At 40.4% G+C, this 15,146-nt stretch carries 13 protein-coding genes; 9 read left to right on the top strand and 4 right to left on the bottom strand.

Going from position 1 to position 15,146, the window contains the following annotated elements; translation table 11 throughout:
• Nucleotides 1-129: 129 nt before the first annotated feature.
• Complete coding sequence (locus tag LKE40_12430; protein MCH3918236.1) at nt 130-1,077, bottom strand: tripartite tricarboxylate transporter substrate binding protein; 948 nt, start codon at nt 1,075-1,077, stop codon at nt 130-132.
• Between the two features lie 295 nt (nt 1,078-1,372).
• On the opposite strand from LKE40_12430, the gene LKE40_12435 reads away from it, so the two are divergent.
• Nucleotides 1,373-2,209 carry a MurR/RpiR family transcriptional regulator gene (locus LKE40_12435; protein ID MCH3918237.1) on the top strand — a complete coding sequence of 279 codons (837 nt, stop codon included), beginning with the start codon at nt 1,373-1,375 and terminating at the stop codon, nt 2,207-2,209.
• A gap of 479 nt (nt 2,210-2,688) precedes the next feature.
• On the opposite strand, the gene gnd is transcribed toward LKE40_12435, so the two are convergent.
• The 3 genes from gnd to LKE40_12450 form a co-directional block, all read right to left on the bottom strand.
• Entirely contained in the window at nt 2,689-4,134 is a 1,446-nt protein-coding gene (gene gnd / locus LKE40_12440; GenBank protein ID MCH3918238.1) for a decarboxylating NADP(+)-dependent phosphogluconate dehydrogenase, read from the bottom strand.
• 45 nt (nt 4,135-4,179) lie between these two features.
• Entirely contained in the window at nt 4,180-5,016 is an 837-nt protein-coding gene (locus LKE40_12445) for a MurR/RpiR family transcriptional regulator (GenBank protein ID MCH3918239.1), read from the bottom strand.
• Between the two features lie 330 nt (nt 5,017-5,346).
• Nucleotides 5,347-6,051 carry a FadR family transcriptional regulator gene (locus tag LKE40_12450; protein ID MCH3918240.1) on the bottom strand — a complete coding sequence of 235 codons (705 nt, stop codon included), beginning with the start codon at nt 6,049-6,051 and terminating at the stop codon, nt 5,347-5,349.
• A gap of 223 nt (nt 6,052-6,274) precedes the next feature.
• Here LKE40_12450 and dctP point away from each other — a divergent pair, with 223 nt between their 5' ends.
• Genes dctP through LKE40_12490 form a run of 8 tightly spaced genes read left to right on the top strand, consistent with a single transcriptional unit; the run spans nt 6,275 to nt 14,803 of the window.
• Complete coding sequence (dctP, locus tag LKE40_12455) at nt 6,275-7,285, top strand: TRAP transporter substrate-binding protein DctP (protein MCH3918241.1); 1,011 nt, start codon at nt 6,275-6,277, stop codon at nt 7,283-7,285.
• A gap of 26 nt (nt 7,286-7,311) precedes the next feature.
• Nucleotides 7,312-7,815, top strand: a complete 504-nt coding sequence (locus LKE40_12460) for a TRAP transporter small permease (protein ID MCH3918242.1) — start codon at nt 7,312-7,314, stop codon at nt 7,813-7,815.
• Nucleotides 7,808-9,088 (top strand): TRAP transporter large permease, encoded by a 1,281-nt coding sequence (locus LKE40_12465; GenBank protein MCH3918243.1) that lies wholly within the window; start codon nt 7,808-7,810, stop codon nt 9,086-9,088. Before LKE40_12460 ends, LKE40_12465 begins: the two co-directional genes overlap by 8 nt.
• A 28-nt stretch (nt 9,089-9,116) precedes the next feature.
• The gene (locus tag LKE40_12470) at nt 9,117-10,205 is read left to right on the top strand and encodes a Gfo/Idh/MocA family oxidoreductase (GenBank protein MCH3918244.1); all 1,089 of its coding nucleotides are present in this window, start codon (nt 9,117-9,119) and stop codon (nt 10,203-10,205) included.
• Nucleotides 10,206-10,208: 3 nt separating this feature from the next.
• Nucleotides 10,209-11,075: a sugar phosphate isomerase/epimerase gene (locus LKE40_12475; GenBank protein ID MCH3918245.1), complete on the top strand. Its 867-nt coding sequence runs from the start codon at nt 10,209-10,211 to the stop codon at nt 11,073-11,075.
• Between the two features lie 16 nt (nt 11,076-11,091).
• Nucleotides 11,092-12,375, top strand: coding sequence for a nickel-dependent lactate racemase (locus LKE40_12480; protein ID MCH3918246.1), 1,284 nt, complete (start codon nt 11,092-11,094; stop codon nt 12,373-12,375).
• A gap of 32 nt (nt 12,376-12,407) precedes the next feature.
• The gene (locus LKE40_12485; protein MCH3918247.1) at nt 12,408-13,868 is read left to right on the top strand and encodes a hypothetical protein; all 1,461 of its coding nucleotides are present in this window, start codon (nt 12,408-12,410) and stop codon (nt 13,866-13,868) included.
• On the top strand, nt 13,850-14,803 hold the full coding sequence (locus tag LKE40_12490) for a phosphoglycerate dehydrogenase (GenBank protein ID MCH3918248.1): 954 nt from the start codon (nt 13,850-13,852) through the stop codon (nt 14,801-14,803). The genes LKE40_12485 and LKE40_12490 overlap by 19 nt, the downstream gene beginning before the upstream one ends.
• The last annotated feature ends 343 nt before the right edge of the window (nt 14,804-15,146 follow it).

Consider the following 15,146-nt stretch of genomic DNA (forward strand, 5'->3'; position numbering starts at 1 on the left):
TTTCTCTGCATTATATGGATTCTTATGCTTGTAAGTGGCATAGGACCCGTTCATTGCACAGTTGTATGATTTTTCCAATTACTTTCCTACTTCCATAGTTTTTGATTATGGAAGTAGAAAATAAAACGCTTAAATCAACTTGTCTGCATAGCGTTGATAAAGTTGTTCTTTTTGCTGGATTATATCCAAAGCTTCTGATGGAGTCGTATAGTTGACAATGACTTTGAACTTGCTTATTGCATTCAGCATATCCTTGTTGTCACATGTCTTTTTCAATGCTTCACTTAATTTATTGACTACAGTGTCCGGTGTCTTCGGAGGAAGTGCAATATAGAAGATCTTTGGGATGACAATATCATATCCCTGTTCTTTCAATGTCGGCACGTCAGAAAAAGCTGGGTTCCGTTTGTCTGCCATAATTCCTAAGGAAACAAAATCACCATTTTGTACATACTGTTGCATTATTCCATATTGTGAAAAGAATAGATCAATCCTTCCGGCCAGCATATCTGCAATTCTATCAGAAGCACTTGTTGAATCGACATATTTGAAATTTGCATGTAGCTTTTCCTGAAGAATGACAGGACATAGCTGTGCAAGCGAACCAGCTGCTGCACTCACGATGACCTGTTCACCTGAAGATGCCCGTGTGAAAAAGTCCTTTGCATTTTTATATTTCTTTGCGTTTACTACAAATGTTGAATTCGGATCTTGGATGCAGACACTGACGATTTTGTAATCAGACAATTTGATGTCAGTCAATCCACAAATTTGTGCAATTACTGCAGCATCATGAAAAAATAAGAGGGTATATCCGTCAGGTCTTGCATTGTAAACTTGTCTGCCTCCGATTGTTCCAGTTGCTCCATCAATATTTTCGACCGCTATGTTGGTATCAAGTTCTTGTCCCATATATTGGGCAAGTATACGTCCATAGGTATCAGTGTCACCGCCAGCTTTGACAGGAATGACCATGGTAATATCCCTATTAGGATATTCTTCTTCCTGAGTACCATTGGCCATTGCAAAGCCAGTACATAACAATAGCAGGACTCCACAAATAAAAATTTTTTTCATATAGGTTTCTCCTTTTGCAATTTATGATAAGGCTGTATATTGCTATTCGCAATGGAAACTTTGAACTCAGTTTTTTGAATAAATTCGAACTTTTCTTAATTTGCTTCATTACAGATGCTAAGGTGTTTTTACGGGGATATCTGTTCTTTCTATATGGAAGAATGATTCTGTCTACTGTAAATGGATAGCTTGGAGTTCTTTGTAAATACCTTGACAGTTTAGTTTGCTTTTGAAAAAAATACTTTATAGACAAAATAGTTATTTCTTTTATTAAAAAGAAATCGGAGGGAGAAAAATGATTATCAGTTGTTTGAAGAAGGTTGAGGACAGTGGTCCGACTTGCAGCTATTCAGAACGTTTGATTCAGAAATATATATTGGAAAATTCAAAAAGTGTCATAGAAATGTCAGTGTATGAATTGAGTAGGGTGGTAAAAGTTGCTCCTTCAACAATTGTACGTTATATGAAAAAAATGGGATTTTCTGGTTATCGGGATTTCAGGATAAGCTTGCATTCTGAATATCTTTCTACTTCGCAGCAAAAATGGAATATGATGCCGGTTACCAGCAATGTTTTTCAGAATGTTGTAGAGACCAATTGCAAGTCTTTAGGAAATGCATTCAAGGAAACTGATATACGTTGCCTGGATGCTGCGGCTTCTCTTTTGGTTTCTGCTAGGCGAATAGTATTTTTTGGAATCGGTACCTCAGCAATAATTGCGAGCGATGCCCACGATTTATTACTGAAGTTAGGTTTGAATTGTTCAATAGATAACAATTTGCATCACCAACTCTTGACAGCAGCCTTGATGGACAAGGATGATGTTGCATTTATTATTTCACAGTCCGGTGTAAACAAGACTATCTTGAAAATTGCTGAAATATTGATAACGAGAAAAATCAATTCTGTCGGAATCTGTAATTATGAAAAAACACCCTTTCCCAAAATGGTAACCATACCTATTTGTCCATTTGTACAGGAAGAAGATTCGTTTCCCAGTAGGTATCTTTTCCAAATTCCAATTCTGTGCATCATAGAAACCTTATACTATATGGTCGAAGAACGTTTGGGTACAACTGTAAATGAAGTGTTGGGAAAAACCCGGCAGATCATAGAATCCGAATCAATTTAGGATGTGCATCATTTTGATTGCCTACGACATGTAGTACGATTCTGCTACTGGAGTTAGGATATTTATATTCAATCGGCTCTTTTGCGGGACAAGACCCTTTTCTTGCTGATAAGTCCGGTAGGGGGTCTAAGACATATGAAAACCTTGAAGGAAAATTACACTGGGAATTAACAAAAGGACCTATGGAACTGAAGTCTTGCAGATAGAATTGCAGGTTTTTGTTCCAAGCCTTCGATTCCATCTGCAAAACTTCGGTTCTGAAAAGATCTTATGCAAGCCGTTTGACAGATGTCTAGACATTTGTGAAATAAAAGAAGGAAGACATGATTTCTGGGCAGAGAACCAAATGGCCGAGAAATCATGTGTATTTTTATGTCCAGAGCAATAGGACCATGGCTCTGGTTACTGTACCTAGAGTTTGTAAGAAACAGAACATAGTGATTACTTGTACTTGATCAGTACATCAAATCATATTCATCTTAGGCATTATAAGTACTTGATGTAGTCGTTCCTCCGTGTCCTGTCCAATTTGTATGGAAAAATTGTCCGCGTTGCCTGTCTGTCCGTTCATATGTATGGGCACCAAAATAATCCCGTTGGGCCTGCAATAGATTGATTGGCAATGTTACGCACCGGTAACTATCAAACCAAGAAAGCGCTGCACTGAAGGCAGGGAGAGGGATTCCTGACATAGCTGCCTGTGCAACTATATGTCGTAACCCTTTTTGTTTTTGTTCTATTGCCTGCTGGAAAAAAGGATCGAAGATCAAATTCGTCAATTTGTCATTCTTTTCAAAAGCCTGCGCTATTTTTCCTAAGAACACTGAACGAATAATACATCCTCCACGCCAAATAAGCGCAATAGACTCTGGTTGCAGGCTCCAGTTATATTTTTCCTTTGCTTTTTGGATTAAATCAAATCCCTGGGCATATGAAATGATTCTCGCAACATACAGGGCATCCTTAAGATCTTTGATGGAATCTTCTGTATTTTCTTTACAAGGCATTTCATCATAAGGAAAAATTTTGTTTGCCTGTTCTCTTTCTTCGCGCAAATCACTTAGGTAACGCATAAATACAGCAGAAGCAATCAAATCCAATGGAACACCTTGCTGAAGTGCTTCAATGACGGTCCATTTCCCTGTTCCCTTTTGGCCTGCAACATCAAGGATTTTTTCAACCAGCGGAAGACCATCTTCATCTTTGAATTCTAGGATGTCTGCCGTAATCTTGATGAGATATGATGATAGTACACCCTTGTCCCATTCTCTGAAAACAAGCTGGATCTGATTGTTGTCCAGGTGAAGTATCTTGCGCATGATATCATATGTTTCACAGATAAGTTCCATATCACCATATTCAATACCATTATGGACCATTTTTACAAAATGTCCTGAGCCGCCTTCACCGATCCAAGTGCAACAGGGGACGCCTTCTACCTTTGCGGCTATGGCTTGCAAAAAGGGTTTTACTGCAGGCCAAGCCTGAAAACTTCCTCCTGGCATAAGAGCTGGTCCGTGCAAAGCTCCTTCCTCTCCTCCAGAAACGCCTGTACCTACATAGTACATTCCTTTTTTTTCAACTTCATGGACTCTTCGGTCGGTATCCAGATAATTTGAGTTTCCTCCGTCGATGATGATATCACCAGGTGCAAGAAGCGGTAACAGAAGATCAATCATCTGGTCAATTGGTTTTCCTGCTTTTACCATAAGGAATATTTTCCTAGGCTTTTCGAGGGAATTGACAAACTCCGGCAAGCTATGTGTTGCAATAAAATTCTTTCCTTTCCCTTTACCGGCCATAAAAATATCGACTTTTGTCATGGTCCGGTTACATATGGCTACGGTAAAACCGTTGTGTTCTAAATTCAATGCTAGGTTTTCGCCCATTACGGCAAGACCGAACAGACCTATTGAAGCTTTCATTTTTTCCTACCTTTTTTATATAATTATTGTCTGCAGAATATTCTGTCAGCTTTTTCTCTTGGCTATGGCTTCTCTCATTTTGTTTAGATTATTCATACCTCTTTTACCCAATATCTGCATTATTTCAACATATAATATGTTTACTATAGTGGAGTAAGCGATATTTGAAGTAAAAGCTTCAGCTACGATATTGCTATGGAACAGACTGTCCGTGAAAGAAATATCAGCCATTTTTGCAAGGGGAGAGGATGGATAACTTGTAAAGGCTATGATGTAACAACCGTGTGATTTTAATTCTTCCGAAAGTGAAAGTATATCATAATTTGAACCTGTATGGCTGAACACCAGTCCTACATCATCAGTTCCGGCCTGTGATGCAAGCATTAATTGCATATGGAAGTCCTCCGCAAATTGGCAGGGAATTCCACTTCGTATGAATTTATGAAATGCGTCTCTGGCAGCAATATTGGAACCTCCCAATCCAAACAGGAATACTGATTTGCTTTGTGCAATTCGCTGTGCAACTTTTTTGATAGCCTGAGGATCTATCAACTTGTAGGTTTCCTCAAGTATTTTTATAGTATGGTTGAACACAAGGTTGGAAACACTTTGCTTGCCTGTTATTTCTATTTCAAAAAGTTGCTGGGAATCTGTTGTGGATTCTTTTGCCAATGCAATACGGAAAGCCTGGTAACCAGGAAATCCGAGTTTTTTCACAAAACGTACCAGGGTTGTTTGACTGATGCCGATATTTCTTGCTAACTCTTCAATGCTTGGATTAACCGAGTCTTGAGGATGCATAAGAATATAATCGGCGACTTGCCTTTCTTTTTTAGTGAAATTAGGTAAATTACTTTTTATTGCATAGATGGCACTGATCATTTTTGAGCTCCTTTGTCAGTATGCAATAAAAGAAAAATTTATTCAATAAAAAAAATTTTCTTTTATAAATAAAATGAAAATGTCACTACCTATCATTTCCATGCCGGAAACTTCCATCAGAAGACAATCATAGCAAAGACGTAAAATGGAAAGGAGAGGCATACAGCTATCGGAAAGATTTGGTACCTTGTTTTTGTTATGAATTTAATCTTTTTATATAAAAGAAATTATGGTATAATTAGCCATCTCTAAGGTACTGAATCAGTAAAACAGTTGCTGTTTTTCCTGAGTATGCACAAAAGGCTCCGGATATGAAGGATCTGCCGTTTTCTATTTGTTCAACTGGGTGATAATGTCCAAATTATGGCCGATATTTTGCAAATGTATGGTGGCATTTCCTTTTGCTTTTTCAGGCTCTTTATTCTTGATTGCATCATAGATGGCCTGGTGATCCTTATAGGTTTCCCATGCATTGGCAATTGGAAGGAAATGTTTTACCAGATGTTTCAGACAGATAGCAGTCTGGTTATACAATATCTCATTATGGGTACTTCTTGCTATGAGCTTATGGAAACGTAAATCTTCAAGTTGATATTGTTTTGTGTCTTCTTTGTCTAGCAGTTCTTTTTGGATTCGCAAGGAATTCTCAAGTAAATCAAGATCATCCGAAGTCGCCCTGAGCGCTGCCAGGTAAGCTACATCGGCTTCACAGATCTTACGGCACTCGTATGCCTTCTGGTAGTCGATGCTGTTGATTACCACATACAAGTTATACTTTGCAATGAATTCATTGAGAAGTTTTGTATCACTGGTCAAGTATGTTCCATATCCCGGATGTATTTCAACAATTTTTACAAAAGCCAAGGATTTCAAGGCTTCACGGAGAGAAGTCCTGCTGATGCCAAGTTGCAGGGCAAGCTCACGTTCACTTGTAAGTTTATCACCTGGGGACAGAATCCTTTCATCTACCATACGAATGATGACAGATATAATTTCATCTACAAGTGTTGTTTTCTTGACAGTATTAAACTTCATATGTCCATGCTCCCCTTAGTCAGTGCACAATCGGAAAACCAGCGTAAGTAATTAGTATCACGATATTCTAGGTATGATAACCATACCGCCATATGTATAGTAGATGTTTTGACTGCAGAGGACAAGGGAGAGAATAAAAATATGTCAAAAAAAAGTTGACAAGATGATAAAAAAGCTTATTATGGACACATGGTATGGCCATCATACCAGTAAAGGAGTGAGTATGAAAAAGCTTTTTACTTGTTTTTTGATTGCGCTGTTAGGAATGTCTGTCGTAGTTGCACAAGGTAAAACCGAATCTACGAAAAACATTTCCTCTTCACAGAGAAGGGTAATAAAGATTGCCCATGCAAATGGAACGACATGGCCTGGGCATAAGGGACTTGTGAAAATGAAAGAGGTGCTCGATTCAGATCCAAATTGTGACATTACCATTGAAATCCTTCCGAATGGAGTTCTTGGCGGTGAAAATGAAGTGCTCCAACAAGTAATCCTTGGAACAACTGATGCTTCTCTTCTTACAGGATTAGGTTTCTGGCAAGGAATGGATGAGAGGACTGCGGTTGATGAAATGCCTTTCTTTTTTACGACAAAGGAGCAAGCCAGAAACGCCTATGATGGTAGATTCGGTAATCGAATAAAGGCGATACTCGATGCAACAGGTGTAAAAACCATTAATTTCTGGGAATCAGGGTTCAGACATTTTACAAACAATATAAGACCGATAGTGAAGCCTGAAGATATGAAGGGCATCAAATTCAGATCATATCAAGGGGAATATCGTATGGCTATGTTCAAAGCTTTAGGAGCTACGGCCGTACCTATGGCTTTGACTGAAGTTTTTGCTGCACTTCAGCAAGGGACTGTTGACGGGCAGGAGAATCCACTTCCGATGATTGAGGCCAACAAATTCTATGAGGTCCAAAAATATCTTTCTCTGTCAGGGCATATCTATAATACCTCTACGCTGATTATCAATCCAAAATTATGGAATTCTCTTTCTGACGAAGACAAGAAAGCTTTCAATACAGCTGCTCAGGCCGGTTGCAAGGAATGCAGAAACCTGATGGATGAAGAAGACAGGACTATCATCGAAAAATTCAAGGCTGCAGGAATGCAGGTCAATGAAGTAGATAAGGCTGCTTTTGCAAAAGCAATGCAACCCATATATGACAAGTACATCAATGCCTGCGGTGATGAACTTATAAAATTAGGTCAGGAATATACCAAATAATCAAAAGAAGATCAGGAAAAAGAAAAATGAGGAAGTTCATCGAGTATTCCAAAAGGCTATTGGAAATTGTCTGCGGTATCCTGCTGATTGCATTGACAATTGTAATCTTTGCCCAGGTATTCAGCAGATTTGTCTTACATCATTCTTTTGCATGGGCAGAAGAAGCTTCCATTTACATGATGATTTGGATGGTCTTCCTGGGAACTTCAGTAAATGTCCTAAAAGAATCAAATATCCGTATTGATTTCTTCATTCGACTTTTTCCTGAAAGTGTCCAGAAAATCATTGGCATCGTATCAGATCTGATTTGTATCGGCTTCATTGCAATACTGTGCCGACAATCATTTTTGATTGTAAAATTGAATCTGCATAATTTGGCAGCAGGAATCAAGATACCAATTGCGGTCATGTATGCAGGATTCTCAGTAAGTGCAATCATAATGGTTTTGTATTTTCTGATTCGAATAGGTGTCTGTCTCAAACATTTCCCAAAAGCCAAGTGTAAAGGTCAGGTAGAAATAAATGATTAGTGTACTTTTTATAACTTTGTTGGTCATGTTGATCATTGGAGTCCCTGTCGGATTTTCCGTCATGATCTGTTGCATGAGCTTTTTGATGGCTGATGGAACGACTCCGTTGGTAATTGTTGCCCAAAAAATGGTTGATGGTATCGGTTCCTTTACTTATCTTGCAATGCCGTTGTTTATTTTTTCAGGAAATCTGATGATTTATGGAAGTACGCCCCGATTGATGAAATTTGCCAATTTGCTTCTTCATCGTGTTCCTGGTGGTTTGGGCGCAGCAGGAATCGGTGCATGTGGATTGTTCGGATGTGTTTCAGGTTCCGGAGTTGCTACGACAGCAGCAATTGGTTCAGTTGTCGGGCCGGAGATGATCAGTAAAGGCTATGATAAAGGATATACGGCTTCCATTATTGCTGCATCAGGCACACTTGGAGGTATCATACCTCCTAGTATTACGCTGGTACTGTATGCAGTTGCCACAAATCTGTCAATTGGAAACATGTTGCTCTGTGGATTTGTTCCGAGCATGCTGTGTGTGGTCGGTTTCATTTTCCTCAATGTGATAATCTCGAAACGAAGAGGATACGGGGTTGGCTCTGAGGGTGATTACAATTATACGGGCAAAGAAAAACTTAAGATCATCGGAGACGCCGTTTTACCTTTGTTTACGCCATTGATTATTCTTGGGAGCGTATTGTTTGGAATTGCTACTGCTACTGAATCAGCAGTCGTGGCAACTGTCTATGCAGCAATCCTTTCAATATGTGTATACAAGGAACTGGGACTTAAACAATTCTTCAAAGCTGCAGAGGAGAGTGCTATATCTGCAGCATCCATCATGATTATCATTTCTGCTGCTTCACCTTTCGGTTGGATTATGACTTCAAAGAATGTAACTTCAGCAATGGCACAGTTCATTATGAAGATAAGTTCTGAACCTTTGGTGGTGTATAGCCTGATAATTGTACTGTTGATTTTTTTGGGTACGTTCATGGAAGGTCTGAGTACCATTGCAGTCCTTTCTCCGATGTTGCTTCCGATCGTGCAGAATTATGGTATGAATCCTTATCATTTTGGTATCCTCATTGCAATCGCTACTTGCATTGGTTCCTGTACGCCACCCATGGCTACCTGTTTGTTTACTTCTTGTAGAACGCTGAAACTGGAAGTGTCAGATACCTTCCCTGATATTTTTATAGTCTGCGGATATTTCATCATTATGGAATTCATTCTTCTATTGGTACCGCAGATTACGACATTTATCCTGAATTTCGTTTGATTGTCAATTTTACTTTGGAGAAAATACTATGAAAAAAATCAGAACTGCCATTATTGGCTGTGGTAAGGTCGCGGCTTCCCATGCCCAGGCATACCAGGACATTCCTGCTTCTGAATTCACTGCTGTATGCGATGTGGACGAAAGAAGAGTACATGGATTTGCCCAGGGCCATGGGGTAAAAGGCTATACAAGCATTACCAAGATGATTGAAGACGAAGGAATTGAAGCCGTCAGTGTCTGTACTCCGCATCCTATACATGTCAAAGCATGTGTTGAAGCTGCAAGTTGTGGTTGCAACGTAATAGTCGAAAAACCTTTTGCAGTGAACAAGGCTGATTGTGATGCGATGATTGAAGCAGGCGAAAAAAACAATGTTCTTATCGGAACTGTTTTCCAAAGAAGGTTTTATGCCCCATGTCAAAGGATAAAAAAGGCAATTGTGGATGGAAAGATCGGCAAACCGGTCCTGGGAAATGTAACAATGCTGGGATGGCGGGATAAAAGATATTATGCATCTGACCCATGGCGTGGTACGTGGAAAGGAGAAGCTGGAGGAGTTCTGCCGACACAGGCCTGCCATCAATTGGATTTGCTTCTTTGGTTCATGGATTCCGATATTGCTGAAGTATACGGGACATGGAGGAATTTCAACCATCCGTATATTGAAGTAGAGGATACTGCCATAGCTGTCATAAAATTCAAGAATGGAGCGGTTGCAACAGTGACGGCAAGCAACTCACAGAATCCTGCACTGTTTGGGAAAGTCCGGATAAGTGGTGATAATGGTGCAACGGTAGGTGTCCAGACAGATGGTGGCGCTATGTTCATTGCTGGTATGACTCCAATTACTGAATCTCCTTACAATGATATCTGGACCGTAGATGGTGAAGAAGGTTGCCTTGATTTATGGAAAAAAGAAGACCATGACAGGTTTTTCAAAAATGATCCTACAGAGCATTATCACAGGTTGCAAATTGAAGATTTTATCCATGCAGTGATTGAAAAACGTAGTCCGCTGGTAAGTGGTATTGATGGAAGGAAGTCTGCAGAACTGATGCAGGCAATTTATCAGAGTTCAAAATTAGATAGACCAGTGAAATTTCCTCTGGAATTTTGAAAGATGAAGCTTGGTTTCAATGAAGCGACAGGAATGGGCTGTTCGGACTTGGAGACAGATATTCGCTTATGCTGGAAAGCTGGATTCGATTATCTTGAAATCCGTTTGGATATGCTGCATGACTATTTGCTTACTGGTACATTTGATGATTTACGGTCTTTATTGGAAAAATATCCGATCAAGCCCCATGCGTTGAATGCTGTATATATTGACTCTGGTTTGATCACGTCATACCAAGACTCTCAGTTGCAGCTCAATGAGTTGTTGGCACAGTTTCAACATGTTTGTTCCGAAGCAAAGGAAATAGGCTCAAACTATGTAATTGTCGTGCCTCCCTTGGAAAAGACAGATTTTTCTACGCTTTTTAGGATTGATTGGAAAACTGTTTGTAAGAAATGTACCGACATACTCAAATGGATGTCAGATATAGCTTGCAGATATTCGGTGAATATTTGCTTTGAACCTGTCGGAGCGCCTAAAAGCAGCGTTCGGTCAATTGCCCAGGCGAATATGATCATCAACTTGGTAAACAGGCTTAATGTCGGTTTTGTACTGGATGCATATAACCTCTATATGTACCACATGTCGAGTGACTATGGTGATATCGCAACGTTGCCGCCGGAAAAAATCTTTGCTGTCCATATCAACAATGCAGATGCAGTCAAGCCAAGCCTTGAAGCTAGACGCTTTTGTGATTCAGGAGTAATTGATTTGGGCTTTTTCTTGTCTGAAATCAAGAAGAAAAACTATCAGGGTATGGTTTCTATTGAAACATTCAGGCCGGAATACTGGGAAATGACACCAGAAATCGTCATCAACAGAGCCTATCAGACGACCCATGAGATTTTGGAACATTACCAATGTATGTAGTGGCAGGAGAAAAAATATGTCAATTTATGATCAACTGTTAAAATCTGTAAAAATTCCGAAATTTGTAAAGGTCCATTATAATATTCAGCAATCTTGCATCAGAGAACCCGCTGAAGAAACACAAAAGGTCATTGATGCCAGCAAGGTTATGGATGTCATCAATCCTGGAGCTTCTGTATGTATCGCTTGTGGAAGCAGGGAAATTGCGAATCTGAAGACGATTGTAAAAAATGTTGTAGCAAAGGTAAAGGGAAAAGGGGGGATACCCTTTATTATACCGGCAATGGGTAGCCATGGTGGAGCGACAGCTGCAGGGCAACGAGAAATATTGGTTACCTATGGACTTGGAGATGCTGATGTCGGTGCACCGATTAAAGCCACAATGGAAACGACAAAACTCGGAGAAACTGAGAGTGGACTAGAAGCCAGGATTGATCAGTTTGCAGCGGAAGCAGATGTCATCATTCTCGTAGCCCGAATAAAACCTCATACGGATTTCCGAGGCAAAGTAGAAAGTGGACTTATGAAAATGATCAGCATAGGCATGGGAAAACAATATGGAGCTAGCATCTGTCACTCGAAGGGTTTTGAGAATATGGCTCGGAATGTTCATGATATTGCAAGTGTCGTAATAGAAAAACATCCAAATATAATAGGAATCGGAATTATTGAAAATACATTCCATGAGACATATAGAATTGTTGCATTACCTGGGGAAAGGTTCGACGACGAAGAACCTAGGCTTCTGGAACAGGCCAAGATGCTGATGCCTAAGATTCCTTTCAAGAAATGTGATACGTTGTTTGTCGATGAAATTGGAAAGAATATAAGTGGCCCGGGAATGGACCCCAATATTACAGGGCGTTCTGTTTTCCTAGGTAGGTCTGAACCTTTCTTTGACGGTATTGCTGTCTTCGATCTGACCGATGAATCTCATCATAATGGCAACGGTATCGGAAATGCCGATGTGACTACAAGACGTTTTTTCAATAAGTTCAGCATGGAAGTGACATATCCCAATTCAATTACCTGTCTTGATCCTTCAGGAGTCAAGCTTCCTGCGATAATGCCGAATGATTACCTAGCCATGAAGTTTGCTTTGAATCTGGCATACCTTGCTGATGCAAAAACGGGACCAAGAGTCGTTTGGCTGCATAATACCCTGTGTATGTACAGTTTCCTGATTTCTGAAAACCTAATTCCATCGGCATTGAAGATAAAAGGGATATCTATTGAGACAAAACCACAGGAAGCCAGATTTGATGACAATCAAAATCTTATACCTGTTGACTGGTCATAGTTTCGGAATGGATCACAAGTAAGGTAAATATCATGAAAATTCTAGCAATTGAATCCTCAACATCAGCAGCAAAGGCTATGCTATTTGATACGAAGACAAGGAAAACATCCATGCAGACAAAAACTTTTCCGCGAATGTACGAAGATATTACCCTACATGACCCGAAAGTTGTTTTCATGACGATGCTTGATGTTGCAAAGACCGTTCTTTGTGCCGAGTCTCGGGTCGACATCGTGTCATTGGGCGGAACATGGCATTCCTTCGGACTGTTTGACAAAAAAATGCATCCTCTGGGTCCTGTGATGCCATGGAACTGTACCATGGCGTCTGAATTATGCATGAAACTACGGAAAGACGGAAAATATGTAGATGATTACTACAACATAACCGGCTGTATGGTAAATGCCATCTACCCGTTTTTTAAATTGAAATTGGTGAAGGACGATGTAACTGACATCCATGCATGCTATATAGGGGGGCAGGGAACTTTCAACAACTATCGTTTTACCGGTCGACATATCGTAACGGAATGTGAGGCATCAGGAAGCGGTTTTCTGGACATACGAAGATTGTCATACCATCCTGCGTTGCTGGCAGAGTCGGAAATAGACGAAAGTTCTTTGCCAGAGATTGTAAAATCTACTTCAACATATGGATTGCAGAAGGAGGTTGCTGATTATCTGGGCATATTGCCGGGTACTCCGGTGATTCCAACGAATTCCGACGGTGGACTCAATCAGATCGGTACAGGTGCCATCGAAAAAGGAATAATGACTTTTTCAGTCGGTACAAGTGCTGCAATCAGATTGTCGGTTGATAAGCCGATCTTGCCAGCAAATCACAGTGTGTGGTGCTATTATTCCCCAAAAGGCTGGTTATCTGGGGCTGCAATATCTGGAGCATGTAATTGTATCGATTGGTACAGGCAATTGCTGAGTCCCTTGGCTTCTTGGAATTATGACAGATTTGAATTGCCATATACCAGCAAGGCTGATATTCCCATTTTTCTTCCTTTCATATTCGGCGAACGCTGCCCTGGCTGGCAAGATACAGCATCTGGCAGATTAATGGATCTTAAACCAAATACATCCATCTATGACTTATATATTGCAATCCAAGAGGGAATCCTTTTCAACATCTACCAATGCTACAGTTCTTTGGTCCGCATCGATTCCGAACCTCAGCTGATAAAACTTTCCGGTGGTATCCTGCATTCTTCTGGGTGGACTCAAATGTGTGCGGACATATTCAATCGCCCAATTGAAGTTGACCGGAGTATGCAGGGGTCGTTGACTGGAGGAGTTGCTCTTTCAATGGACGTACTCAACATGCAAGAAGCCAAGAGTGAATATGTGCACCAAGATGGGAAAATCATTTATCCAATTGCCTCTCGCCATGAGTTGTATATGAAGCATTATGGAAAATACCTTGAATACTATAGTGAACTTGCAAATGAAGAGAATAAGGAGTCAGGATGTCAAAATATTTTGTGATAATTACTGCACGGTCTTTTGGGTTAAGTGATGATCTTGCTTACCGATGTTTAGAGAATGCAGGCTGTGAATGGATAAAAATTGATGAAAAAGATGGACCGATCGGGAAACAGCTTGAGAGGATGATTCCTAGAGCCGATGCCGTTATTGCCGGTCTGGAACCAATTGACAGAAATCTGATCAGTAAGGCTTGCAGGCTCAAAGTAATTTCCAGATATGGCGTTGGGTATGATAATATTGACTATGAAGCCGCCAAGGGTAGACATATTCAGATAACGATTACCCCGGGTACAAACGGAGATTCTGTTGCCGACTTGGCTTTTGGTCTGTTGTTGGCAGTTGCGAGGAATATTCCTTTGATGGATGCATCAATAAAAAATTTGCATGCTTTACGACCACAGGGACTTGAATTGTATGGGAAGACCTTGGGGGTAGTAGGAACCGGGAGAATCGGACAGAGTATGGCAGAGAGAGGAAAAGGCTTCAATATGAAAGTACTTGCCTATGATATTTATCCAAATAAGATGTTGGAACAAACTCTCGGATTACAATATGTTGATTTTGATTCTTTACTTCGTAATGCAGATTGCATTTCTGTCCATGCTCCGTTGACACCGGAAACAGAAAACATGTTTTCCTTGGAGCAGTTCCAAAAGATGAAGAGTTCCACAATCTTTGTGAATACTGCACGGGCTGAGATCGTAAATGAAATGGATTTGGCCAAGGCTTTGAGCAAGAAAATCATTTATGGTGCAGGGCTTGATGTTGTCCGTGAAAGAAATATAAGCGAAAGTCCTTTTGTCTCTTGCCCTAACTGTATATTGACTCCTCACGCGGGAGCTGCAACACGTGAGGCTTCTTCAAAGATGAGCCTGTTGGCGGTTCAAAACGCCATCGAAGTGTTGGAGGGAAAGGTATGCAAATACAGTGTGTGATCCTCCTTTTGAGATGATTTCTGATGAAGTCCTGCAGTTGATTTCAGGTTCTCTCCGACGGCATCGGGAAGGTGTTTCAGGGAGATTTCCAGCAGTCTGGTACGGTCTGGTTCAGAAAGAAGGGATGACACCTTGATGTCATCAAAGATAGTCCTGAAGATGAGCGCCAAAGCTGTCTTTGCAGAGATGTCTGCAAGCAGGTTGCACATGCAGAAGAACAGCTAGCCGGTCGTCGTGAGATAAGTTCTCCTGCATGGTTTGTTTGTCAATTGAATGATCGGTAAAGGACTTATATCAGGATAAAACAATAAAACAGATGATATTTTGAATCGAGCTTATGGCC

It is taken from the genome of Spirochaetia bacterium (genome assembly GCA_022482625.1).
Lineage (GTDB): Bacteria > Spirochaetota > Spirochaetia > Sphaerochaetales > Sphaerochaetaceae > Pleomorphochaeta.

Excerpts from the sequence above, each read along its gene's own strand:
- LKE40_12450 (MCH3918240.1), bottom strand. The coding sequence starts at position 6,051 with ATGAAGTTTAATACTGTCAAGAAAACAACACTTGTAGATGAAATTATA.
- LKE40_12475 (MCH3918245.1), top strand. The coding sequence starts at position 10,209 with ATGAAGCTTGGTTTCAATGAAGCGACAGGAATGGGCTGTTCGGACTTG.
- LKE40_12435 (MCH3918237.1), top strand. The coding sequence starts at position 1,373 with ATGATTATCAGTTGTTTGAAGAAGGTTGAGGACAGTGGTCCGACTTGC.
- LKE40_12480 (MCH3918246.1), top strand. The coding sequence starts at position 11,092 with ATGTCAATTTATGATCAACTGTTAAAATCTGTAAAAATTCCGAAATTT.
- gnd (MCH3918238.1), bottom strand. The coding sequence starts at position 4,134 with ATGAAAGCTTCAATAGGTCTGTTCGGTCTTGCCGTAATGGGCGAAAAC.
- dctP (MCH3918241.1), top strand. The coding sequence starts at position 6,275 with ATGAAAAAGCTTTTTACTTGTTTTTTGATTGCGCTGTTAGGAATGTCT.
- LKE40_12430 (MCH3918236.1), bottom strand. The coding sequence starts at position 1,077 with ATGAAAAAAATTTTTATTTGTGGAGTCCTGCTATTGTTATGTACTGGC.
- LKE40_12470 (MCH3918244.1), top strand. The coding sequence starts at position 9,117 with ATGAAAAAAATCAGAACTGCCATTATTGGCTGTGGTAAGGTCGCGGCT.
- LKE40_12465 (MCH3918243.1), top strand. The coding sequence starts at position 7,808 with ATGATTAGTGTACTTTTTATAACTTTGTTGGTCATGTTGATCATTGGA.
- LKE40_12460 (MCH3918242.1), top strand. The coding sequence starts at position 7,312 with ATGAGGAAGTTCATCGAGTATTCCAAAAGGCTATTGGAAATTGTCTGC.
- LKE40_12485 (MCH3918247.1), top strand. The coding sequence starts at position 12,408 with ATGAAAATTCTAGCAATTGAATCCTCAACATCAGCAGCAAAGGCTATG.
- LKE40_12490 (MCH3918248.1), top strand. The coding sequence starts at position 13,850 with ATGTCAAAATATTTTGTGATAATTACTGCACGGTCTTTTGGGTTAAGT.
- LKE40_12445 (MCH3918239.1), bottom strand. The coding sequence starts at position 5,016 with ATGATCAGTGCCATCTATGCAATAAAAAGTAATTTACCTAATTTCACT.